Origin of the sequence: Paenibacillus sp. 598K, assembly GCF_003851045.1 — a bacterium.
Classification (GTDB): domain Bacteria; phylum Bacillota; class Bacilli; order Paenibacillales; family Paenibacillaceae; genus Paenibacillus_D.
In genome coordinates this window covers 57,262-81,551 of record NZ_BFBX01000022.1, presented here as the reverse complement: position 1 = coordinate 81,551, position 24,290 = coordinate 57,262, and the positions used below count along the sequence as shown (strand labels likewise).

At 45.6% G+C, this 24,290-nt stretch carries 22 protein-coding genes; 21 read left to right on the top strand and 1 reads right to left on the bottom strand.

Annotated features, from left to right (window positions below):
- Positions 1–97 precede the first annotated feature (97 nt).
- The gene (locus tag PA598K_RS09150; RefSeq protein WP_185601749.1) at positions 98–361 is read left to right on the top strand and encodes a hypothetical protein; all 264 of its coding nucleotides are present in this window, start codon (positions 98–100) and stop codon (positions 359–361) included.
- 50 nt (positions 362–411) lie between these two features.
- Here PA598K_RS09150 and PA598K_RS09145 read toward each other — a convergent pair whose 3' ends face one another.
- Complete coding sequence (locus PA598K_RS09145) at positions 412–762, bottom strand: helix-turn-helix domain-containing protein (protein ID WP_128656652.1); 351 nt, start codon at positions 760–762, stop codon at positions 412–414.
- A gap of 539 nt (positions 763–1,301) precedes the next feature.
- Here PA598K_RS09145 and PA598K_RS09140 point away from each other — a divergent pair.
- The 20 genes from PA598K_RS09140 to PA598K_RS09045 form a co-directional block, all read left to right on the top strand.
- Positions 1,302–2,984, top strand: coding sequence for a glutamine--tRNA ligase/YqeY domain fusion protein (locus PA598K_RS09140; protein WP_128656651.1), 1,683 nt, complete (start codon positions 1,302–1,304; stop codon positions 2,982–2,984).
- 293 nt (positions 2,985–3,277) lie between these two features.
- A complete protein-coding gene (locus PA598K_RS09135) occupies positions 3,278–4,060 on the top strand; it encodes a tyrosine-protein phosphatase (RefSeq protein WP_128656650.1) in 783 nt (260 codons plus the stop codon).
- Positions 4,061–4,170: 110 nt separating this feature from the next.
- Positions 4,171–6,600: an S-layer homology domain-containing protein gene (locus PA598K_RS09130; RefSeq protein WP_185601746.1), complete on the top strand. Its 2,430-nt coding sequence runs from the start codon at positions 4,171–4,173 to the stop codon at positions 6,598–6,600.
- A gap of 119 nt (positions 6,601–6,719) precedes the next feature.
- Positions 6,720–7,481: a YveK family protein gene (locus tag PA598K_RS09125; protein WP_128656648.1), complete on the top strand. Its 762-nt coding sequence runs from the start codon at positions 6,720–6,722 to the stop codon at positions 7,479–7,481.
- Positions 7,465–8,160, top strand: a complete 696-nt coding sequence (locus PA598K_RS09120) for a CpsD/CapB family tyrosine-protein kinase (RefSeq protein ID WP_128656647.1) — start codon at positions 7,465–7,467, stop codon at positions 8,158–8,160. The genes PA598K_RS09125 and PA598K_RS09120 overlap by 17 nt, the downstream gene beginning before the upstream one ends.
- Before the next feature lie 36 nt (positions 8,161–8,196).
- Complete coding sequence (locus PA598K_RS09115; protein ID WP_128656646.1) at positions 8,197–10,089, top strand: polysaccharide biosynthesis protein; 1,893 nt, start codon at positions 8,197–8,199, stop codon at positions 10,087–10,089.
- A complete protein-coding gene (locus PA598K_RS09110; RefSeq protein WP_128656645.1) occupies positions 10,086–10,769 on the top strand; it encodes a hypothetical protein in 684 nt (227 codons plus the stop codon). Before PA598K_RS09115 ends, PA598K_RS09110 begins: the two co-directional genes overlap by 4 nt.
- A 14-nt stretch (positions 10,770–10,783) precedes the next feature.
- Positions 10,784–11,896 (top strand): DegT/DnrJ/EryC1/StrS family aminotransferase, encoded by a 1,113-nt coding sequence (locus tag PA598K_RS09105; RefSeq protein WP_128656644.1) that lies wholly within the window; start codon positions 10,784–10,786, stop codon positions 11,894–11,896.
- 5 nt (positions 11,897–11,901) lie between these two features.
- Entirely contained in the window at positions 11,902–12,543 is a 642-nt protein-coding gene (locus PA598K_RS09100) for a sugar transferase (protein ID WP_128656663.1), read from the top strand.
- Positions 12,540–13,157: an acetyltransferase gene (locus tag PA598K_RS09095; protein ID WP_128656643.1), complete on the top strand. Its 618-nt coding sequence runs from the start codon at positions 12,540–12,542 to the stop codon at positions 13,155–13,157. Before PA598K_RS09100 ends, PA598K_RS09095 begins: the two co-directional genes overlap by 4 nt.
- Before the next feature lie 26 nt (positions 13,158–13,183).
- Complete coding sequence (locus PA598K_RS09090) at positions 13,184–14,464, top strand: glycosyltransferase family 4 protein (protein ID WP_260405331.1); 1,281 nt, start codon at positions 13,184–13,186, stop codon at positions 14,462–14,464.
- Between the two features lies 1 nt (position 14,465).
- Positions 14,466–15,782, top strand: a complete 1,317-nt coding sequence (locus tag PA598K_RS09085; protein ID WP_128656642.1) for a nucleotide sugar dehydrogenase — start codon at positions 14,466–14,468, stop codon at positions 15,780–15,782.
- A gap of 65 nt (positions 15,783–15,847) precedes the next feature.
- On the top strand, positions 15,848–16,651 hold the full coding sequence (locus tag PA598K_RS09080; RefSeq protein WP_128656641.1) for a glycosyltransferase family 2 protein: 804 nt from the start codon (positions 15,848–15,850) through the stop codon (positions 16,649–16,651).
- Positions 16,652–16,699: 48 nt separating this feature from the next.
- Positions 16,700–17,950 carry a hypothetical protein gene (locus PA598K_RS09075; RefSeq protein WP_128656640.1) on the top strand — a complete coding sequence of 417 codons (1,251 nt, stop codon included), beginning with the start codon at positions 16,700–16,702 and terminating at the stop codon, positions 17,948–17,950.
- Positions 17,937–18,944, top strand: a complete 1,008-nt coding sequence (locus PA598K_RS09070) for an SDR family NAD(P)-dependent oxidoreductase (protein ID WP_128656639.1) — start codon at positions 17,937–17,939, stop codon at positions 18,942–18,944. The genes PA598K_RS09075 and PA598K_RS09070 overlap by 14 nt, the downstream gene beginning before the upstream one ends.
- On the top strand, positions 18,941–20,029 hold the full coding sequence (locus tag PA598K_RS09065; protein ID WP_128656638.1) for a DegT/DnrJ/EryC1/StrS family aminotransferase: 1,089 nt from the start codon (positions 18,941–18,943) through the stop codon (positions 20,027–20,029). The genes PA598K_RS09070 and PA598K_RS09065 overlap by 4 nt, the downstream gene beginning before the upstream one ends.
- Positions 20,030–20,078: 49 nt before the next feature.
- Entirely contained in the window at positions 20,079–21,155 is a 1,077-nt protein-coding gene (locus PA598K_RS09060; RefSeq protein ID WP_128656637.1) for a DegT/DnrJ/EryC1/StrS family aminotransferase, read from the top strand.
- Positions 21,148–21,669 carry a GNAT family N-acetyltransferase gene (locus tag PA598K_RS09055; protein WP_128656636.1) on the top strand — a complete coding sequence of 174 codons (522 nt, stop codon included), beginning with the start codon at positions 21,148–21,150 and terminating at the stop codon, positions 21,667–21,669. The genes PA598K_RS09060 and PA598K_RS09055 overlap by 8 nt, the downstream gene beginning before the upstream one ends.
- Positions 21,670–21,738: 69 nt before the next feature.
- Positions 21,739–23,253 carry a lipopolysaccharide biosynthesis protein gene (locus tag PA598K_RS09050; RefSeq protein ID WP_128656635.1) on the top strand — a complete coding sequence of 505 codons (1,515 nt, stop codon included), beginning with the start codon at positions 21,739–21,741 and terminating at the stop codon, positions 23,251–23,253.
- 19 nt (positions 23,254–23,272) lie between these two features.
- Positions 23,273–24,290 (top strand): glycosyltransferase (locus PA598K_RS09045; RefSeq protein WP_128656634.1); only part of this gene is annotated, 1,018 nt, incomplete at its 3' end.

Genomic DNA, 24,290 nt, shown 5'->3' with positions numbered 1-24,290 from the left:
GGGCGCATAGTCCGCCAGCCGCGCCGAGCAGCTCACCGCATCGTATCATCGGCAGCTGCAGACGTTGAAGACGAGCTGCCTGCAGGAGGCCGAGCGGATGCTTGGCGAGATCCTGACGCTGCTCGAGGAGAGCAGCCATGTATCGGCACAGGGCGCCGCCGAGCAAGATCTGCTGGCCGAGATCGATGCAGCCGAGCAACGCTGCGACCGGCAGTACGAGCAGCTGGTGGCGCAGGCGGAGGCGGCATTCAAAAAGGCGAAGCTGAGCTTCGCCGCAGGCCAGTCCTGGGATCAGGAGTATGAACAAACGAAGGCCTCGATCCGCGAACGCGCGGCGCACCGGATCCAGGCCAAGCTGTGAGAGAGGGACAGCCACGCGGGCGGGGGTTAGACACGCATGGCCGACCGCCGTTACAGATTGCGCGTCGAGCGGTCCTTCACGACACGCTCAAGGAGTCGTCGCACGAGCTCCAGATCTTCTTCCTCCAATGGAATGCCATCCCAGTGAAGCTGCTCGTAATTGAGCAACTCGCGAGCATTGCTGCTGGGCTCTTGCGGTTCGATATAGTCCGTAAGGCCCAATAGGTAGTCGGCCGACGTATTGAGCTTTTTGGCGATCTGCTGGATCGTCTCAAGCGTCGGCTGGCGATACCCCGACTCATAGCCAGCGTATGTACTCTTCGCTACACCTACTTCATCCGCTAATTCCTGCATGGAGAACTTCCTTTTCTTCCTTAGCAACTTCAACCGCTTGGAGAACATATTCACAACCCCCTGGAGGACTTTTTACTTATTTACTTAACCCATTACTGGGAAAATAATCACAGGTTTAAAACCAAATGAAGGAAAATCAGCCCCGGTCTTGAGTCGCTGATCGCCTAATCGCAACCGTTACAGGCAATTAATTATAGCATGATCACCGCACGGATGCACGTTATTCCGTCCACTGGCGGCGCTTTGCGTTGTCTGCTTGTGCGCAAATCATCCAAAAATTAGGCGCATCGAGGCCGGTTTGGCAAATGAATATAAAGTCCACTCAAAATAGGTATATGGAACTATTAATAAAATGATACCCTGGAACGACGCGCCCAAAACGCTGCGGACAGCATTTGAGACAACCTTACCATGTAAAACGAATCGGGGAAGGGAAAAGTTGAGTGTGCGCGCGTCGTGTCTTTTGTCCCCGGAGAAGTTTGCGTTGAAGCAGCGAAACCGCTCGAATCTCTCGTCTTCCCTTATATTCCAACGCAAATTTGTGTATTATAGGGAGATAGACATTCCAAGCGGGAAGGTTGATTACTATGGATAACAAGGCAATCGCGGACAACAAGTCTTCATCATCAAACTTCATTAAGACGATCGTCGAAGGCGACCTGAGCGCCGGACGCGTCGAAACGATCGTCACCCGGTTCCCGCCCGAGCCTAACGGCTACCTGCACATCGGCCATGCCAAGTCGATCTGTCTGAACTTCGAGCTCGCGGACGAGTACAAGGGTCGGACCAACCTGCGCTTCGACGACACCAATCCGCTCAAGGAAGACACCGAGTACGTCGAGTCGATCCAGGAGGATGTGAAATGGCTCGGCTTCGAGTGGGATGAGCTGCGCTTTGCGTCGGATTACTTCGAGGAGATGTACGCGCGAGCACAACTGCTCATCCGCAAGGGCAAAGCCTACGTGTGCGATCTCAACGCCGAGCAGATCCGCGAGACGCGGGGCACGCTGACTGAGCCTGGACAAGAGAGCCCGTATCGCAACCGGAGCGTCGAGGAGAATCTGGCGCTGCTCGCCGAGATGCGCGAGGGCAAGTATATCGACGGCGCCAAGGTGCTGCGGGCCAAGATCGATATGAGCTCGCCCAACATCAACATGCGCGACCCGGTGCTCTACCGGATCGCTCACGCGCACCATCACCGGACCGGAGACGCCTGGTGCATCTACCCGATGTACGACTACGCGCATCCGCTTGGCGATGCGATCGAGGGCGTCACTCACTCGATCTGCACGCTGGAGTTCGAGGATCATCGGCCGCTCTACGACTGGGTGATCCGCGAGTGCGAGATGGAGGCGCAGCCGCGTCAGTACGAGTTCGCCCGGCTCAACGTGACCAACACCGTCATGAGCAAGCGTCTGCTCAAGTCGCTCGTCAACGAGGAGGTCGTCGATGGCTGGGACGATCCGCGGATGCCGACGATCTCCGGGATGCGTCGTCGCGGGTATACGCCGGAGGCGCTGCGCGCCTTTTGCCGCGAGATCGGCGTCGCCCGCGCCAACAGCAAGGTCGACGAGCGCATGCTCGAGCACTTCATCCGCGAGGATCTGAAGCTGCGGGCGTTGCGGACGATGGCGGTGCTGCGGCCGCTCAAGGTCGTCATCACCAACTACCCCGAGGGCGAGAGCGAGCTGCTCGAGGCGGAGAACAACGCCGAGAACGAAGCGATGGGCGTCCGCCACATCCCGTTCTCCCGGGAGATCTACATCGAACGCGACGACTTCATGGAGGACCCGCCGAGCAAGTACTTCCGTCTCTTCCCCGGCAACGAGGTGCGGTTGAAGCATGCGTACTTCATCGTATGTCAGGAAGTGATCAAGGATGCGAACGGCGAGGTCGTCGAGCTGCGCTGCACGTACGATCCTGCGACCAAGAGCGGCTCCGGCTTCACCGGCCGCAAGGTTAAGGGGACGATCCACTGGGTCGACGCCTCGCAGTCGGTGCCGGCAGAGTTCCGTTTGTTCGAGCCGCTTATCACGGATGAGGCGGACGAGGCGGGCAAGTCGTTCCTCGATTGCATCAATCCTGCCTCGCTGCAAGTGCTGCAAGGCTTCGTCGAGCCGGATATGCGCCGCGCGCAGGGGGGAGACAAGTTCCAGTTTTTCCGCCACGGCTACTTCAATGTCGATCCGAAGCTGACGTCTCCCGAGCGGCCGGTGTTCAATCGCATCGTCTCGCTCAAGAGCTCCTTTGATCCGACGAAGGGCGCTTGAAGAGCCTTGGTTATTAGCGAATGTGAGGTTTTTCTCATGGGGGAACGCAAGCTAAAGTTCTCTTAAAATTCAACATTTTGTAAGCCAATTGTTAAGCGCCGCATGGTACAGTTAGTAGCAGACGGCGCTTTTTGCGCTGCAATACGACCCCATTCGACAGCAAGAAATGCGTTTTCCGCCTTTTTCTATAGGCGAGCAGGACTTTTTTTGTCAATCTGTGATTCAACTTGTGATAGAATGGGTGATACATAGTCTAATAGGCTAACTCGTTCTGGAAACAAAGGAGAGTCGCAATGATCGACATACATACACATATCCTGCCCGGGATCGACGACGGGGCTGCCGACTGGGAGGCGTCGCTGGCGCTCGCCCGGGCGGCGGCGGCCGAAGGGATCACGACGATCGTGGCGACGCCTCATCATGCGAGCAGCTCCTGGCGCAACCCTGCCTCGGTCGTGCGTCCACTGGTCGACGAGCTGCAGACGCGCCTGGATGCCGAGCGCATCCCGCTGCGCATCCTGCCGGGGCAAGAGATCCGCGTGCATGGCGATCTGCTCGACGCGTGGGAGCGCGGCGAGCTGCTGACGCTCGGGGACTCGTCCTATATTCTGGTCGAGATGCCCTTCACCGAGATTCCTGCAGGGATGGCGGATCTGCTGCATGAGCTGCGGGTAATGGGGCTGCGGCCGATCATCCCGCATCCAGAGCGGAGCGCGCCGATCATGAAGCAGCCGCAGCGTCTGGCCGAGCTGGTCGAGGCGGGCGCCTATAGCCAAGTGACGGCTGCGTCGTTGCTGGGCGGTTTTGGCAAGCGATGCCAGGAGTCGGCGTGGACCCTCTGTCGTCAGGGGCTCGTCCATCTCGTCTCGTCGGATGCGCATCACGCCGAGCGCCGGGGATTCAGGATGAGAGAAGCCTACGACGAGATCGAGGGGGTGTTGGGATCGTCATGGAAGCAGTACATGCTTCGCAATGCTGAGGCGGTGACGGCCGATCAGGCCTTTGGAGAAGCGCCCGCGTTAGCGCTATCTCATGACAATATTTGGGATAAAATTACAAGGATTTTCCGAAAATGATTGACTCTCTCATATTTCTAATGCTAGACTAGGCTTGATTCGCTACATAATTCGTCAATTTTTGACAACATAACTCCTAAAAAACTAGTTGAGGTGAAGAGAAAGTGACATTGAAAAGAAAAGTTGCGATTTCCACTCTTGCGGCATCCATGGCCGTAACTGCATTCGCAGGTATCCCGTTGAGCTCCAAAGGCCTGGCTGAAAAGGTGGGTATTCAAGTTAACGTTGCTAGCGCGGCGGAGATTGATTCTGCATTTCTGACGAAGTTGAACTCGATCCATGCAGCTTTGCATGCTAATGGAGAACCAGGAGTTAGTCAAGTAAGAGAATTCCGCAACGATATTCGCGAATTGACTGCTGAGGCTCTTGCTGATGATCAGGTGCTGGACGAACTTCTTAGCCCTGTGTGGGGTAAGATCTCCCATCATTTCAACGCCAATGATGAAGTAGCGGTTAAAAAATCTTTGCTCAAATTGGTAGAACTGGTAGCTGGCTCTTACTATGACCCAAGTCTGACCGAGATCAGCAACATCCGTCAGAATCCAGACATTTTGCCGGGACTGCAGATCATTGAAGACAAAGCAGAAGTTACAGCCATCTCTTCTGACGATGTGATCAACCTCATCAAAGATGGGGAAGCGTCGTTGACACGACAGCTTGCCTCTATTGAAAATATCACTGCTCTGCTCAACCCGAACGCCGGATCGGAAGAAAGAGAAGCGCTTGTGCGCAAAGTAATTGCCGACATCAAAGGTACTAGCAACAACAAAATCATGCAGGCTCTTAACGCGCTCGACAATGAAGGTAATCAGGCCCAGGACGTATCGGTCGATGACCTGCTGCAGGTCTATCGCAACCTTACAGGTGCAGTGCCTAGCTATGAGAATGCTGCGAAAGCTCTCGGACACGCATATGTTCGTTCGCAGGCGGTTGTTGACTTTACTGCAAGCGGCTTGACGCGCACTTATTCCATTCGTGTGTTTGGCTTTAATATTGCGGAATTCTTGACATGGACATCTTCCGATTCGAGCTTAATCAGCACAAATAAAAACGTTCTGACTGCTACTGCTTCTGGCAACACGGCAAAAATCACCGCTGCTTTTAATGGCAGAGTGCTGTTCGAACAAAATGTAACCATCTCTCAGAATGTTACACCGCCATACACCGGCGGCGGCGGTGGATTCCCTGGCGTACCATCAACCCCAGGTACAGAAACACCAGTTGACGTAGGCGGAACTGTCGATGCTGCGGTGAAGGATCTGGAAGAGATCCTGGCTGGCCTGGAAGGCGCATCGCCATCTGAGAAAGCCGAGCTGATCGCCAAAGCGATCGATGCAGCGACTGTAGCGATCGACAAAATCGCCAGCTACAATGCAGCGAAGAGCGTGACAGTAGCCGATGGCGTAGCGACACTGAACGTACCTGAAGCCGATGTACAAGCTATTATCAAGGGCATCAAGGACATCCTGGCGAAGCTGGAAGCTCTGGCTCCAGGCTCGACAGCTCAACTGAGCCCTCGTGTAGTGATCATCCAACTGGGTGCTGTAGCTGAGGACAAAGTATCTGTAAACATCCCGCAAGCGCTGTTCACAGCTGCTCGTGATGCTGGTCTGGCTGGCTTCGAAATCGTCGCCGACCGTCTGAGCGTGACACTGCCAGCTAGCAGCGACTTCACAGCTGGCGCAGTGAATCTGTCGATCGAACGCAGCAACCCTGCCGACGAGCCAGCTCTCGAGGGCGTACGTACCGCTTCGAGCGTGTACAGCTTCGATATCACTGTAGGCGGCAATGTTATTACGACTTTCGTCTCCCCGGTCACCCTGAAGGTCCCTGTGACCAACACCGACGGGCTGGACGAAGAACTGCTGTCGCTGGCGAAGATTATCAACGGCGGACTTGAGCAGCACGGCGGATTCCTCCGCAAAGGCTTCATCGTGGAGCCGCGCACTTCGTTCTCCTCGTACGTCATCGTCGAGAACAAAGTCAGCTTCAACGACATCGGCAGCGTAAGCGCATGGGCTGGACGTCAGATCCAGGTTATGGCTGCCAAAGGTGCGATCCAGGGACGCGCAGCAGGCCAGTTCGTACCGCGTGACAATGTCACTCGCGCCGAGTTCGCCAAAATGCTGATCAGTGCGATGAACCTCGAGAGCAATGTTGCCAAGCATAACTTCTCTGACGTGAAAGCAGGCGACTGGTTCGCTCCATATGTAGCTGCTGCAGCCGACCTGGGCATCATCAACGGCCGTACCGCTACGTCGTTCGCGCCGAATGCACAGATCACACGCGCCGAGATGGCGACGATGCTGGCTCGCACGCTGAAGATCACTCACGGACTGGAGAGCGTGGCTGATGTTGACGGTACGCTGGCTTCCTTCACCGACGCGGCCTCGATCCATGCTACGCTGAAGGACGGCGTCGCGCTGGCAGCGAGCAAAGAGCTGATCATCGGCTACAAAGGCAACTTCATGCCGAACGATAACGCTACTCGCGCCGAAGCTGCGGTTATGGTCTATCGCGCCTTCAACTTCACAGAATAATATCTTCATCTATCTTTAGTCAGGCAACAGCATCCTCTTCTCTCCCTTGATGAGAGGAGGATGCTTTGCACGTTTAATAGCAAGCGCTTGGCGCTTTAATGTTATGGAGGGAAATCACGTTGTCCACTGAATTAGACTTGCGGGATTACTTTCGGATCCTACGCAAGCGTATCTGGCTGATCGTGGCGATCGTTCTCTTATCTACGCTGGCCGCAGCGGTCTACAGCATGTTTTTCAAGGAAGCAGTCTACCAGGCTTCGACCAAAATCATCGTCAACCGGGCTGCCAACCAGGCGGTCGCCGGACAACTCGATCTCAATGAGATCAACACCAACATCCGCATGATCGATACGTACAAGGAAATCATCCGCACGCCGGCCATCATGGACCGCGTCGTCGCCGAGCACCCGGAGTTCGGGCTGTCCTCGGAGCAGCTGATCCAGCGCATCCAGGTCAACTCGGTCAACAACACGCAGGTGATGACCTTGAGCTTCCAGGACACGAGCTACCGCAAGGCGGCAGAGATCGTCAACGCGGTATCGCTAATCTTCCAGCAGGAGATCCCGAATCTGTTCAACGTCGAGAATGTATCGATCCTCAATGAAGCCAAGATGGATATTACGCCTGCGCCGGTAGCGCCGAATATCCCGCTGAACATCGCGATTGGCTTTATCGTCTCGCTCATGCTGGCGGCTGGACTGGCCTTCCTGCTCGAGTATATGGACGATACGCTCAAGACCGAGGAGGATATCCATCAGGCGCTGGGTCTGCCTACGCTGGCGATGATCACCCGCGTCGACGAGCAGGAGAAGCAACAGGCCAAGCAGGAGAGTCCATCCTATCAGAAAGCAGGTGAGCTCGAACGTGCCTCCTTCAAATAAACGGCATCTCATCACCCTCAGCAATCCGAAGTCGCCGATCTCGGAGGCGTATCGTTCGTTGCGCACCAATGTGGACTTCTCGGCAATCGACGACTCGATGCAGGTCATCATGGTCACCTCGGCCGGTGCCGGCGAGGGCAAGTCGACGACGATCGCCAATCTGGCCGTCACCTATGCACAGATGGAGCGCTCCGTCATCCTCATCGATGCGGATATGCGCAAGCCGACCGAGCATCACACCTTCGGCGTCAGCAATCGCTACGGCCTCTCGTCCTATCTGTCGCAGCAGTCTCCGCTGGAGGACGTGATGCAGCAGACCAATGTACCCGGACTGACGGTCATCCCCTCGGGGCCGATCCCGCCCAACCCGGCAGAGATGGTAGCCTCCAAGCGGATGAGCGGACTGATCGCCGAGCTGCGCGAGCAATACGACATCATCCTCATCGATACGCCGCCGCTGCTGGCGGTCACGGATGCCCAGATCATCGCCACCAAGAGCGACGGCGTGCTGATGGTCATCGATTACGGCAAGGTCAAGCGAGATATCGCGATCAAGGCCAAGTCCAATCTGGACAAGGTCGGCGCCCGCATCCTGGGCGTCGTGATGAACAACGTCAAGCGCAAGTCTTCGGAAGCTTACTATTATTACTATTACGGCACAGCTGATAACAAGCAGTAGGACCCACAGTCAGCAGGAAGGAATGGGAGGCGAGACATGAGTACCAAGCAGAGATTGCTGGCGTTATTCGTCCTTGATATCGTCATCGTATGGTTCAGCATCGGGACCTCGTATCTTTTCAAATATAACGGGGCGTTGCCGCAAGCCATACAGATGGAATTCATGCTCTATTCTGCCGTCTCTATGATCGTCTGCGGTTCGGCTATGGTGTACTTCCGCTTGTATCACCGGATGTGGCAATATGCCAGTATCGGCGAGATTATCGCGATCCTCAAGGCGGTAAGCGTAGGATGGGTCTTCTCGTACCTTATCGCTTCGGCGCTGCTCGGCAGCTTCCTGTCGCTCGGCATCGCGGTGCGGACATTGGAGACGATGCTGCTGCTCTCGGGCGGGATCCGATTCTTCTGGCGGATGGTGCGAGGCTATGCGATCAGACGGGGTGAGCCGGTGTCTCAGTCGAAGTCTCCGGTGCTGATCATCGGCGCAGGCGACTGCGGCGCGCTGATCGCCAAGGAGCTGCAGAACCCTGCCTTCGTCGAGTGGAACCTGATCGGCTTCGTCGATGATGATCCGCTCAAGCAGCGTATGCAGGTGTACGGGCTGCCCGTGCTCGGCGACCGCGAAGCGATCCCAGCCATCGTCAAGCAATACGGCATCCGGGAGATCGTCATCGCCATGCCTTCCGCGCCTAAGAAGGCCATCTCCGAGCTGATCAATCGCAGCTTGGCGACAGGCGCCAAGGTGAAAATGATCCCGGCGCTTAATGACCTGATCACCGGTCGCGTGTCGGTCAAGGCGATCCGCGAGGTCAGCGTCGAGGACTTGCTCGGGCGCGATCCGGTCGTCACCGATCTGGAGGGCATCGCCGGTTATGTACAGAATAAAACGGTACTGGTCACTGGCGCCGGCGGATCGATCGGATCCGAGCTGTGTCGCCAGATTGGCTCTTTCCATCCTGATCGGCTGCTGCTGCTCGGGCATGGGGAGAACAGTATCTATACGATAGAGATGGAGCTGCGGACCAAGTTCCCTTGGCTCGACCTGGAGACGGTCATCGCAGACATCCAGGACCGCGATCGGATGGAGGATGTATTCGACAGCTTCCGCCCGCAGGTCGTATTCCACGCTGCGGCGCACAAGCACGTCCCGCTCATGGAGCGCAACCCGGCCGAGGCGGTCAAGAACAACGTCTTCGGCACCAGGAATGTCGCCGACTGCGCGGACAAGTACGGCGCGGAGCGGTTCGTCATGATCTCCTCCGACAAGGCGGTCAACCCGACGAGCATCATGGGCGCGACCAAGCGGATCGCCGAGATGTATGTGCAGAGTCTGGACGTGTGCAGTCAGACCAAGTTCGTCGCTGTCCGCTTCGGCAATGTGCTCGGCAGCCGGGGCAGCGTCATCCCAAGGTTCAAGCAGCAGATCGTGAAGGGTGGCCCGGTCACGGTCACCCATCCGGAGATGGTACGCTACTTCATGACCATCCCCGAGGCGGTTCAGCTCGTCATCCAGGCCGGCTCCTTCGCACGCGGGGGCGAGATCTTCGTCCTCGACATGGGCAAGCCGGTGCAGATCCTGAAGCTCGCCGAGGACCTGATCCGACTGTCCGGGTTCGAGCCGTATGTCGATATCCCGATCGAATTCTCAGGGATGCGAGAGGGCGAGAAGCTGTTCGAGGAGCTGCTGACCAGCGAGGAAGCTATAAGCTCTACCACGCATGAGCGCATATACATAGGCAAGCCGACTAACATTAACCGCGCCGAGCTGGAGCTGGAGTACAAGCGACTGGAGAAGGTCATCAGCGAACCGGCCGAGCAGGTCAGGAACGTCATCAATACGATCGTGCCGCTCTACGAGGAGCCGATCGAACGGGCGATAGCAGAGGCTGCGCCAACGATCCAAAGAGAAATGGAGGCTGTCGTCTCATGAGCGAACAACAACCTCAGCCGCAGGAGCAAGTGCGGATCCGGAAGAAGCGATATCGCAAAAAGAAGCGCTGGCCAAAGGTGCTGCTCTGGACGCTATCCATCGTCGTCGTCCTCGGCGTCGGCGGCCTGTTCGCCGCCAACTATGCCATCGACAAGTTCCTCGAGCAGATGGTCGCCGAGATCGACATGGGCGAGCTCACGGCCGATACGGGCGGCAACGACAAGCCAAGTGGCGGCATCGAGCCAACTGGTGGCGGAGGCCAGGGTGAGGGCACGACACCAGGCGCAGAGCCAGGTGAAGGAGCTACTGGCCGCGACAACAATGGCGGCGGCACGCCTGCAACGGAGGGCGGCGGTGCATCGGGTAAGGATCTGGACGGCTACTCTGCCGAGATCACACCTGACAAGGCGCAGCATGTGCAGGATAGTGTAACGCTCAGCGAGAAATCCCGGGTTGCCTCGATCCTGCTCGGCCAGCTGAGCATGGAGGATATCAAGCGGCTGCAGGAGCTCTCCAGCGGAGGGCTGTCGCTGGAGGAGAAGCGCGAAGCGAAGCGCCTCATCCTGGAGAAGCTGACACCGGAGCAATATGACGAGATCATCGAGGTCGCCAAAAACTATGGCCTGAGCGAAGGCAAGTCTTATGCCGACTCTAAAAAAGAAGACCTGACAGGAAGTTGACCGGAGGGGCTGAAATGAGTAACGAACGAATCTATCTCTCTTCGCCGCATATGAGTGAAGAGGGATACGAGATGCAATATGTCCAACAAGCATTCGAATCCAACTGGATCGCGCCGCTCGGCGAGAACGTCGATGGCTTCGAGCGAGAGCTGGCACTTATCGTAGGGGCGAAGTCTGCGGCGGCCCTTAACTCCGGGACAGCTGCGATCCATATGGCTCTCAAGGCAGCTGGCGTGGGCGCCGGGGATATCGTATTCTGCCAGTCGCTGACCTTCTCGGCGACGGCTAATCCGATCATCTACCAGGGGGCCATCCCTGTCTTCATCGATAGCGACGAGGCGACATGGAATATGTGTCCCGAGGCGCTGGAGGAGGCGTTCCACAAGTATCCATCGGTCAAGGCGGTCATCGCTGTCCATCTGTACGGACTCTCTGCCGACATGGATCGGATCGCTGAGCTATGCCAGCATTATAAAGTCGTGTTGATAGAAGATGCCGCCGAGTCTCTGGGAACTTACTACAAGGGTAAGCATACGGGGAGTATAGGAGATTACGGTATCTTCTCTTTTAATGGCAACAAGATCATCACCACCTCGGGCGGCGGGATGCTCGTGTCGGGTGACGAAGAGAAGATCAAGAAGGTTCGCTTCTGGGCGACACAGTCTCGCGACGCAGCAAGGCACTATGAGCACAGCGAGCTCGGCTTCAACTACCGGATGAGCAACGTCGTCGCAGGGATCGGTCGCGGTCAGCTGAAGGTGCTCGACCAGCGAGTAGAGAAGAAGCGGGCAATCTACAACTTCTACAAGCAAGAGTTAAGCGGTCTGGAAGGTATAGGCTTCATGCCCGATAATGCGTGGAATGAACCGAATTACTGGCTAAGTGTAATAACAACAGCAGGCAAAGTGCAGCCGATCGACATCATCGAGGCGCTGGAGCAGCATAATATAGAGTCGAGACCGGTATGGAAGCCGATGCACCTACAGCCCTTCTTCCAACAGTACGAGTCGGTTAGTCAGGGAGTAAGCGAACGACTATTCGCTCAGGGAGTATGCTTGCCTTCGGATACGAAAATTAACGATGACCAATTAGCAAAGGTTGTCGATATTATTAAAAGATTGTGGTGAGGACAATAGCTGCAAATCATACAGGATGGTACGGCAGGTACGGAAAACGAATATTTGATTTTGTACTGGCAGCGCTAGCGCTGATCTTGCTCAGCCCCGTGCTGTTGGTAGTGGCGATCTTGGTACGCACCAAGTTGGGTAGTCCAATATTGTTCGTCCAAGAGCGGCCAGGCTATCAGGAGAAGATATTCAAGATGTATAAATTCCGTACGATGACGGATGAACGGGGTGCTGACGGGGAGTTGTTGTCCGATCAGATCCGGCTTACCCGGTTTGGCAGATTCCTTCGCTCGACATCATTGGATGAGCTTCCTGAGCTGATCAACATCCTCAAAGGCGACATGTCATTCGTTGGGCCGCGACCACTGCTGGTGCAGTACCTGCCTCTATACAACGAACAGCAGAAGAAACGGCATCATGTGCGGCCTGGCTTGTCTGGACTTGCGCAGGTGAACGGCCGCAATGCGATTAGTTGGGAGAGTAAGTTTGATTTAGATGTGAGTTATGTTGAGAGAGTTAGTTTTCTCATGGATATAAAGATCATACTACATACCTTTAAAAAAGTGCTAGTGCGTGAAGGAATTAGTTCGAACACTGCTGTGACAATGGAGCCATTTAAAGGTTCACAGAGGGAAATGGGACTATGAAGAGGAAGTTGCTAATCATCGGTGCTGGTGGACATGGGAAAGTGTTAGCTGATATTGCATTAAAAGTGGGTAGTTGGAGGCAGATCGCATTTCTTGATGATGTACTGTACTCTACAAAACAATTAGGACTTGATGTAATAGGATTATCAAATGAAGCGGAAGAGTATATAGATGAGTTCGAGGTAATTGTTGGCATAGGGAATAACAGTATTAGAGAGGAAATGCAAACCAAACTTGAAATTGAGGGGGCGATAATTCCTAGTCTAGTACATCCCTCAGCGACAATTGGTTCAGATGTAACCATAGGTTCGGGCACAGTCATTATGGCAGGAGGAGTAATTAATTGTTGCTCGGCAATCGGAAAAGGCACTATTGTAAATACCGGAGCAACAATAGATCACGACTGTATTGTTGAGTCCTATGTTCATGTCTCTCCAGGAGTACATATTGCGGGAGGAGTAACTGTTGGGGCGAGGTCATGGCTGGGTATTGGGAGTGTCGTAAGCAACAATGTATCCATTACAAGTGATTCTATAGTGGGTGCTGGGGCGGTTGTAGTGAAAAACATTTTGGAGCCCGGCAAATATTTAGGTCTGCCAGCGAAAAAAGCTTAATTAATGAAATTATTTGAGGTGTTATTTTGAGAAATAAAAACATCTGGATTTGGAATCATTACGGTACGGAGATGTACGAGAACCAGGGTGGTAGACACTATTGGTTTGCTGAGAATTTATTGAAAAAGGGGTTCAAGGTAACTATCTTTTGTGCTTCAACTTTTCACAACTCTAATGCAGTCATAGATCTAGGTAATAAAAAGTATATAACTAAAGAAGTAAATGGGATAAAATTCGTCTTTATACAGACTTCGAAATACAATGGAAATGGTAAAGATAGAATTCTTAATATGTTATCTTTCTACAGAAACCTCCCCCCAGTTTCTCGCGAAATTATTGCAGATAACGAAAAACCTGACATTATATTATCATCAAGTGTCCACCCCATGACATTAGTTGCTGGTATTAAAGTTTCGAAAAGGTATAGAATCCCTTGCATTTGTGAGATTAGAGATCTTTGGCCAGAAAGTATTGTTGCGTATGGAATTGCAAATAAAAAAAATCCGTTAATCAAATTACTTTACTCTCTTGAGAAATGGATATACAAAAGAGCAGATTCAATAATAATGTCATGGGAGGGAGGGGCAGAATATATACGTGATAAAGGATGGGATAATGTAATTGACTTATCTAAAGTTTATTATTTGAGTAATGGTGTTGTACTACAATCGTTCGACGAGAATAGTGAACGACACCAATTAGATGATGATGATTTAGTAAACCAAGAGGTCAAAAATATTATTTACACTGGTTCTATAAGAAAAGTCAATAATATTGGAGATTTATTAGATGCAGCCCAGATAATTCAAAAACTTGGCAGGAGCGATATTCAGTTTTTAATTTATGGTGATGGTGATGAGAAAGAGGGGTTGATGAAGAGATGTAAGAAAGAGGGGTTGAATAATGTTAAGTTTAAAGGAAAGGTCGAAAAGAAATTTATTCCTTATATCCTTAAAAATGCTTTTGTGAATGTCTTACACAATACAAGTACATCGCTTAACAAATATGGGCAGAGTCAAAATAAGTTCTTTGAATATTTAGCAGCGGGAAAATGTATAGTTCAAACATATCAAACAAACTTCAGTATTTGCGAGAAATATGAATGTGGGTTAGTAGTGGAGACTCAAAATCCCATGAATATAGCAACGGCAATCATTGAAGCAGTCTCTGATGAGGAAAAAAATTATAGGATGGGCCTAAATGCAAGAAAAGCATCTTGCGATTTTGATTTTGGGTTTTTGACAACAAAATTAATTGAAATTATTCAAGAAACAGAGGATATTTATGCAAAGAAGGGACGTCAGTGAAATGAGTCTTTATAAAAAGATAATACGAAGAGAAGAGAAAATATCTGTTATCGGTTTAGGATATGTAGGGTTGCCATTAGCAGTTGCTTTCTCTGAAATAATTGACGTTGTAGGTTTTGATGTAAACCCTGAGAAAATAAATTCATATAAATCGGGTATTGATTCAACTAATGAAGTTGGGAATGAGAAGTTGAGAAATACCAAGATTTTCTTTACAGGAAATTCCGATGATCTGAAGAAAGCAAAGTTTCATATAGTCGCAGTACCTACTCCTATTAATTCAGACAAAACCCCCAATTTAAAACCAGTTATTAGTGCGAGTGAGGTAATAGGAAGAAATTTGGTCAAAGGATCGATTGTGGTTTATGAATCTACTGTTTACCCCGGAGTTACAGAAGAAATCTGCATTCCAATTCTAGAGAAGGCCTCGGGGTTAAAGTGTGGATTGGATTTCAAAGTAGGTTACTCGCCAGAGAGAATAAATCCGGGTGATAAAGTTCATAGACTTGAAAATATAGTGAAAATTGTTTCTGCAACTGATAACGAAGGGTTAGAAGAGATATCCCAAGTCTATCAATTAATTGTTAAGGCTGGTGTACATAAGGCCAGTTCAATTAAAGTAGCTGAGGCTGCTAAAGTAGTTGAGAATAGTCAACGGGATATCAATATTGCCTTTATGAATGAATTGGCCATGGTGTTTGATCGTATGGGAATTAACACTAAAGAAGTAATTGATGCAATGAATACCAAATGGAATGCTCTCGGTTTCACTCCAGGACTTGTGGGTGGGCATTGCATCGGTGTAGATCCATACTATTTTATTTACGAAGCTGAGAAATTAGGCTATCATAGTCAAATTATTCTAGCAGGAAGAATGATAAATGACAGTATGGGTAAGTTTGTAGCAGACACAATCATAAAGAAGCTAGTTCTTTCTAACAAGGTTGTTAAAGAATCGAAGGTTGTTATTCTAGGCCTTGCTTTTAAAGAGAATACTGCAGATATAAGAAATTCAAAAGTCGTTGATATTATAGATAGACTCAGGGAATACGGAATTCATCCAGAAGTAGTCGATCCAAAAGCAAACGCTAGTATTGCAAAATATGAATATAATATTGATCTAATTGATATGAATAATGTCAAAAATGCTGACTGTATAGTTTTAGCAGTAGCTCACGATGAATTTAAGAGACTGAGCTTGGTTGAAATAGATGCTTTGTTCGGAGGAATTAATAAGGAAAAAATATTAATTGATATTAAGAGTGTTCTAGAAAGACGAGTGTTTGAAGAGAAAGGATGTACCTACTGGAGTTTGTAATAAAATAAAGGTATTTTTGAAGTGTTGTTGAAAGTAATTTTGATGTCAAAGGAGTTTTCTGCTCAGTGAATCTACAAGTATTAGTGGCTTCAATGAATCAAGATAAATTAAAACTTTTAAACAAAATGAATATACAATCGGATACAATAATTATAAACCAATGTGATGAGAATGACTATTCGGAATTGAAATTTAGAGGGAATAATATAAAGTTCTATTCATTTGCCGAACGTGGTGTAGGACTGAGTAGAAACAATGCATTTATGCGGGCTACTTCTGAAATATGCTTATTAGCAGATGAGGATGTTACTTATATAGAAGGATATAAAGATATAGTATTGGGTGCTTTCAAGGATAATCCTCAAGCTGATATGATTGTTTTCAATGTCCCTAGCCTTAATCCCAAGCGACAATCACATGAAATAAAAAAAGCCTCAAAAGTAAGTTGGTATAACTGTCTGAAGTATGGTGCAGTTCGGATAGCAGTTAGAACTGAAAGGGTTAGAAGTAAGAATATATTCTTTTCATTATTATTTGGTGGGGGTGCAAAATACAGTTCGGGAGAAGATAGCTTATTCATATATGATTGTATAAGGAAAGGGTTGAGAGTATACACCAATCCCCAAACAATAGGGTATGTTAGCCAAGAAACTTCTTCATGGTTTCAGGGATATACCGACAAATATTTTTATGACAAGGGAGCCTTTTTTTCAGCGATGTCCGCTAATTGGGCTTGGGTACTAGGGTTACAGTTTGCTCTAAGGCATCAAGAAATGTATACAGGAGAGCGAACTCTTATTGATGTGATTAAGTTGATAAACAGAGGTGCAAAAGACTTCAGAAGGCGGGGCCTGAATATAAACTGTTGAACTTTATTAGTCTTTATTAAAGAAATAGGGAGATAAATGGAGTGAAGCATGAAAATTAGAAAAGTTTATTCATATATCATTTTGACGGTGCCTATTACAGCAATTTATAGTTCTTATATTGCAGGCTTAGCTATATCGGATGTTTTGTTGCTGTTATTGTTTGTGATTTCTGTTTTTTACGTTTTCAAAGCCGATAATAATTTTGAGAATACTAAAATCAATCTATCATCTTTGTTTTTATGTTTGGGTTTTTTACTATTGAGTTCAGTAGCAATGCTGTTCTTAGAGCCTGATCAGTTATCTACGTTTGAGATTGTTAAAAGATTTTTGCGATTTGGTTTATTTATGTATATTGCAGCGGTGGCAGGTTATTATCTAATTGACTACAAGATAATGCTGAGGCATCAGGTTGTAATTTCTGTGGGCGCTACGATTTACATTTTAACCCAAACTCTTGGTTATTATATTTTTGGGCTGCATTTACCATCTCTTATTCCTTTTTTGACTCCAACAGTTAAGGAGTATCTTAATACTGATTATTTGATAAACTGGTATAGTCAATTTTACTATCGACCATCGTCTTTCTTTATGGAGCCTGCTCATTATTCACAATATGTTCTTATATCTTTGTTAAGTTGTCTTTTCTGGGATAGAATAACTCATCGAAAACCTAAAATAATAACAGCAATTTTTTTGACTATCGGACTAATATTATCAACATCAAGTATTGGAATTTATATGAGCTGTTTTATTTGGGGTATGTATTTATATTATCAACTTAAAAGTAAGTGGACGTATAGCAAAGTTTTAATTTCATTATTTGTAGCACCGTTCTTTATCCTATCAATCCCTTTCATATACAATGTGAGAATTGTTAAGACAGCCTTTGAAAGAGTATTTCAAACAACTGCTAGGACAACAGATAGCTATAATTTGTTTGATAACTTGTATGGTTTTCAAAAATATATTGGTATAGGGATGGGGAATGAAGGGCATTTTCTAGGACTAGACAGATTACCATTTATGAATAGTTTTACTATTGTTTTATTTACAACCGGATATATAGGATTTGCGTTGTTTATTATCTATTTTGCTGGTCTATTAAGAAGAAGTAACTTTGCTTCTAGAGTGTTGATATTGACTTTGTTTATATTAAGTAGTGTTGGAGAAGTGTTTTTCTCCCCCACAGGGATAGTCTATCTTATCTTTATTTACTACGTTTATAAAGGTAACATAAATAGCTTAAAACCATGTGCAACTAAAAAACAAATAAATGGAGGTAGTTATGTTTACAGATAAGGTTGTTCTTGTAACTGGAGGTACTGGTTCATTTGGTAATTATATTGTTCATAGGTTGCTAGGAATGGGAGTAAAGGAAGTGCGAATTCTGAGTCGGGATGAAAAGAAGCAATATGATATGCGTATTCATTATAAAAACAATCCGATTCTTAAATTCTACATTGGAGATATAAGAGATTACACTCGTGTGGATGAAGTAATGAGCGGAGTGGATATAGTATATCAGGCTGCTGCTTTAAAGCATGTCCCTGTATGTGAAAATTCACCTTTTGAGGCTGTGAAAACAAACATCATTGGTGTGCAAAACATCATAAATGCATCCCTAAAGCATGAAGTTGAAAAAGTTATTTGTGTTAGTACAGATAAAGCTGTGAAACCAGTAAACGTTATGGGAATGACAAAGGCTATTCAAGAAAGACTTATTTTGAGTGCAAATCTTAGCCCTGAAAATAAAGGAAGTATATTCTGTATTGTAAGGTATGGCAATGTAATGCTTTCTAGGGGGTCTGTTATTCCATTCTTCCGCAGACAACTTGCACAGGGAGAAGAACTAACAATAACTGACACAGGAATGACACGCTTTTTATTGACATTAAGTGATGCTATTGATTTAGTGATGTACGCAACTGAACATTCAAAAGGTGGAGAAACCTTTGTGAAAAAAGCATTTAGCGCATACATTCTTAAGATTGCGGAAGTTTTGTCAGAAGAAGCGAATAGACCTTTTAGATACCGTGTTGTTGGTAAGTTTCCTGGTGAAAAGTTGCATGAAATTCTCATAACTGAAGAAGAACTTCAAAGAACTCAGGATATGGGGGATTATTTTATTATTCACCCATGGTGGGTCAAACAAACCTTTTATGATATCGCTGAAGAATACGGATCAGGTGATGATATCATTAATACAACTGAACAGATAAAAATGCTTATTGCGGATGCAGATGTAAAGGCTGCTGAGGTGCATGTTGAAAAAGGGGAGTTCTCGAAGATATGATTCCTATTGTGAAACCATTTTTACCTCCTAACGATGAACTCATGCCAGAGTTAGAGGAAATAATCTATAGTGGATATATTGCAGAAGGTGAGAAGGTTTACGATTTTGAAAGAAGATTTAGTCGATTTATCGGAAATAAGTATTGTCTATCTGTAAATTCAGGCACCGCTGCTCTCCATATTGCATTAATACTAGCCGGGGTGGGACCTGGAGATGAAGTCATTAGTACACCACTTACAGCTGAGCCTACTAACATTTCAATTAAAATGGCTGGAGCAAAAGTAGTCTGGGCTGATGTTGACCCTAATAATGGATTAATTGATGCTAAGTCAGTTAGAAGTCGAATAACAAGTAAAACAAAAGCTATAATGTTAGTACATTACGCTGGAATGGTTTGTGACCTGAACGAATTCAACCAGATATCTAAAGAATTTAATATTCCTCTAATTGAGGATGCTGCTCATGCATTAGGTAGTAAATTTAATAATAAGTTTATCGGAGACAGCCCTAATCACACTATATTTTCCTTCCAAGCTATTAAGCATATGACAACTGTTGACGGGGGGATGTTGGCAGTAAATAGTCAGGAAGTATTTGATAAGGGCAGATTAAAACGTTGGTTTGGAATTGATAAAACAAAACCAAGGCTTGAGAATGATATTGTAGATACGGGTTTTAAATATCATATGAATAATGTCAATGCTACTATTGGGATTGTTCAATTGAGGCACATAGCCGAAGTTATAAAGAAACACATTAATAATGGAATGTACTTTGATAAGAATCTTAATGGTTTGTCTGGGTTAAGTGTACCTACATACTATAAAAACACGGAACCTTCATACTGGATCTATACACTAAAAGTTGAGAGAAGGAGTGATTTTATACGACTCTTAAATCAAAATGGAATTGCTGCTTCTGAGCTACATTTGAGAAATGATAAACACACTTTATTCTCTGAGTCCAAGAGGGAATTGCCTCAACTAGATGATTTTTACGGAAAATTAGTGCATATCCCTTGTGGCTGGTGGGTTAATTCTGAAGATCGGCAAAAAATTGTCGAAGTCATAAACAAGGGTTGGTAACCCTGATCAGCTAACTGAACATATTTTGATATAAAGTGAGGATCTTTGAATGATACCATTGTACAAACCGTATATGCCTAAGGATTTGTTGGAAATAGAGAATATACTACGATCAGGAGCATTATCTTTTGGAGAATATGGTAAAGGGTTTGAAGAGAAATTAAAGTCATTTATAGGAGGTGAAAATGTTTTAACTATCAATACACATAGCATGACACTACTTGTGTTGTTAGCAACTTTAGGGGTTAAACCTCTAGATGAAATAATAGCGTCGCCCATGAGTTGTCTTGCATCTAACCTACCATTAATAACAACTGGTGCAAAAATTAGATGGGCAGATATTGATCCAAAAACAGGAACTTTATGTCCAGACAGTGTAAAATCCCAAATTTCATCTAGAACGAAATTGATTATTCATAATCATTACTGTGGATATCCAGGTTATATTGATGAAATCAACGCTATTGGTAGAGAATATGGAGTAACAGTAGTAGATGATGGCATTGAAGCATTTGGAGCGGAGTATAAAGGCAAACGAATTGGTAATGTCGGGACAGATGTAACAACATTTTCATTCCAAACTATACGCTTGCCAAATACAATTGATGGAGGTGGTTTAGTATTTCGAGAGCAGAGTTTGTATAAAAAAAGTTTGCTAGCGCGTGATTATGGGATTGAACGGAAGTGTTTTCGAAATGATTTTGGGGAAATTAATAGTGAATGCGATGTTTCAATTCCAGGTTATGGAGCTATGATGAGTGAGGTGAATAGCTATATTGGTGAACGGCAAATGAATCAAATTGAAGAACTAATTTCAATGCAAAGAAGGAATGCCCGGTATTGGTCAGAAAAAATTCTGCAAATATGTCCGGACAGTTATAACTTAAATAAAAGGGAAGAGATATTACCGAACTATTGGGTGTTTGGTTTCTTAACAAACGATAAAGTGAAAACAATTTTGAAGTTTAGAGAAATGGGGTATTATGCTTCTGGTGTACACCTGAACAATAATAACTACTCTGTCTTTGGTGAGTCGAGTGAGCTTCCAGGAGTTTATGAATTTAATAAACGTTTTGTTGCGATCCCTTGCGGATGGTGGTTAAAGGAGGGGAAGGAATGTGTCTGAACAATACAACATTTCATTAATAAATCATTCCCAGATCTCTGCTAACTTGCTAGAAATGATCATAAGATTAAAAATGGAGAGTTGGAATTATTCTATAGGTGAAAATCAAGAATGGATTAAAAAAAACTTAAAGCCATTTGATAAACACTTAATATTGTGTGACCAGAAAGGAATGGTTATAGCATATTCAAATTTGGTTCTAAGGGAAATAGATGTAGAGGGTCAAAGTATTGATATTTTAGGTGTAGGGAATCTCTGTGTTTCAAATGAAATGAAGAGACAAGGACTTGGAAGGTTTCTGATGTCGTTTGTGAATTTTTACATAATCAAAAATAGGATGCAAGGGTTTTTGTTTTGTAAAGATCATTTAGTTAGTTTTTACGAGCAAATGGGTTGGAAAAAACTCAATAGTTTTTTCACTTTCGAAATGAATAATATATCTCACAATGTCCTTGTGTATAATTCTTTCATTACAGATCATGAGAGTGTTGATTTTAAAACGGGCCTTTTCTAATAAAAGTATTGGGCCTTTTATTTATTTTGTCGAATACAGTTCTAATTGAGAATATACAGCGGAGAGAAAATGTATAAGAATATAATAGCGAATCTTATAGGACGATTTTGGAGCATTGTTTCCATATATTTATTTGTCCCATTGTACATTCATTTTTTGGGGATTAAAATGTATGGGTTAGTCAGTTTTTTTGCAACATTGCAAGTTGTGTTACTGCTTTTAAATGGAGGACTGACAACTACGTTACGTCGGGAACTATCATCGGGTCCTGATAACTTTGAAAATACATTGCGTAAATACCAACTGCTAAGGTCGATTGAGTTTGTTTGTTGTATCATTGTATTTTTAATTATTTTGTGTTGCTATTTTAGCGCAGAGTTTATTGCCACTAGTTGGCTGAATATTGACGGATTGGATATTAGAACTGTTACTACAACTTTGAGGTTAATGAGTATTTCAATTGCTCTACAACTTCTTTCAAGCTTATATAGTGGTGGGTTATTAGGACTAGAGTTTCAAGTGAAAGCCAATGTGCTTCAAATACTATGGTCAGCTGTTAAAAATATCGGTGTAATCTTAATACTATGGCTCATTGAGCCTGAGATTAGGTTGTTTTTTTTATGGTTTGTATTTTCAGATTTAGTATATGTTATAGCCTTGCGAGTATATTTAATGAAAGCTCTGGGGCACTGCAGAGATTTTATTTGGAGTATAAAGAAAATAAAAAACTTGGTGTTAATTTGGAGATTCTCATTTGGGATTTTAATAATCTCTTGTATTTCTGCGTTAAACAATCAACTTGATAAAATTATAATTAGTAAATATTTAGATATATCCCAACTGGGCATTTATAACTTAGCTTATTCCTTATCTATAGTTCCTGTTACAATTGTAAGTGCTATAGCTGTTGCTATATTTCCTAGATTCGTGAATTACATATCAAATAACAATGACAAACAGTTGTTTTTAATTTTTAAAGAATCCTATAAAATACTTCTGATATGTTCATCATGCATATCTGTTTACATTAGTATTTATTCTAGAGAATTGCTGACTGTTTGGACAAATGATGCGGGAATTTCTAACAATGCTTGGTGGGCAGCTTCATTATTGGTTATTGGTGGCTTGTTTTTGTCTCTTCAAATAATCCCCTACAATTTGGCGCTTGCTTTCGGAAACACAAAAATCAATGTTATCTTTGGAACTATTAATATTGTTGTATTAGCTCCGATGCTTTTAGTGTCAGTTGATTTGTATGGAATTGAAGGTGCAGCTATTTCATGGATGTCTGTTATGATAGCTGTAACTATCATATATAACTATTGCGTCTACATCAAAAAAATTAAAAGTGGAATTGCTAATTGGGTTATTTGTGACAATATTCTCCCTCTAGTTTTTGTGGCTTTTTTAGCAGCAGTTTCCCATAAGTTGATTTCGCTATTTAATTTGGGTTCTTTATTGACTATTGTTTTTGCAACTCTTAGTGGAATAATTACACTGTTTCTAACCCTTTACGTATTTTATCGTAATCTAGTTAAATCCCGATTTAGAAGTGTTGTCCGTTCAATAAAATTACGTACGTAAAATCATTAGGAGGTTCGAAGTGGATCCTTTAATTAGTATTGTAGTCCCAACTAAGAATAGATATGAATATCTTAAACATTTAATAAACTATGTTGATACATTTGATTCAAGAAGCATTGAGTTGATAGTTCAAGACAACTCTGAAGACAACACAGAAATTAAAAGATATTTGGAGGGAGTATCGAATTCAAATATCAAGTACTTTCATAATTCACAAAGCCTTTCAATAATTGAAAATTGCGATTTAGCGGTTAATAACTCAAAGGGAGAATATGTTTGCTTTATTGGTGATGACGATAGTTTTTCTTCCGAAATCATTGGATTTGTTGCATGGATGAAGGAAAGGGAGATAGAGTCATGTATTGGTTCGAAAGCAGCATATAATTGGCCAGATATGGTTTTTTACCATCATCAACTTCCAAGCTTAAGCTTCCACAAAGGTACAGGCGATATTAGAGCTATTGATATTGAAAAGGAGCTCTCTTCATGCCTTAGTTGTGGGGCTAAAAACATGGGTGAACTGCCAAGACTCTATCATGGAATAGTTTCAAGAACCGCTTTAAATAAAATATTCAAAAGAACGGGGACATATTTTCCTGGCCCAAGCCCTGATATGGCCAATGCTATTGCTCTCTGTTTCGTTTTGACAAACCATATCTATGTTGATATGCCTTTGGTCATAAGTGGAACTAGTTACAAAAGCACTGGAGGAATGGGAGCTAGACATAAGCATAAGGGGAAAATTAAAGATATATCCTTTTTGCCAAAGGAAACTGAAAAGTGGTGGGAAAAATCTGTTCCAAAAGTTTGGACAGGAGAGACGATTTACGCCGAGTCAGCAATCAAGACTCTTAGATCTTTTAATAGGGATGATTTAATAAGTAAATTTAATTATGCATATTTGTATGCTGCCTTTATTTGTTTTAATTCCTCGTATTCAAAAATGATAATTCCTTTTTTGAATAAATCAAATTTTGCGAAGGTTTTTTGGTATCTTCTAAAAATAACTATTTATAGAGGGAGAATATATATAAAGA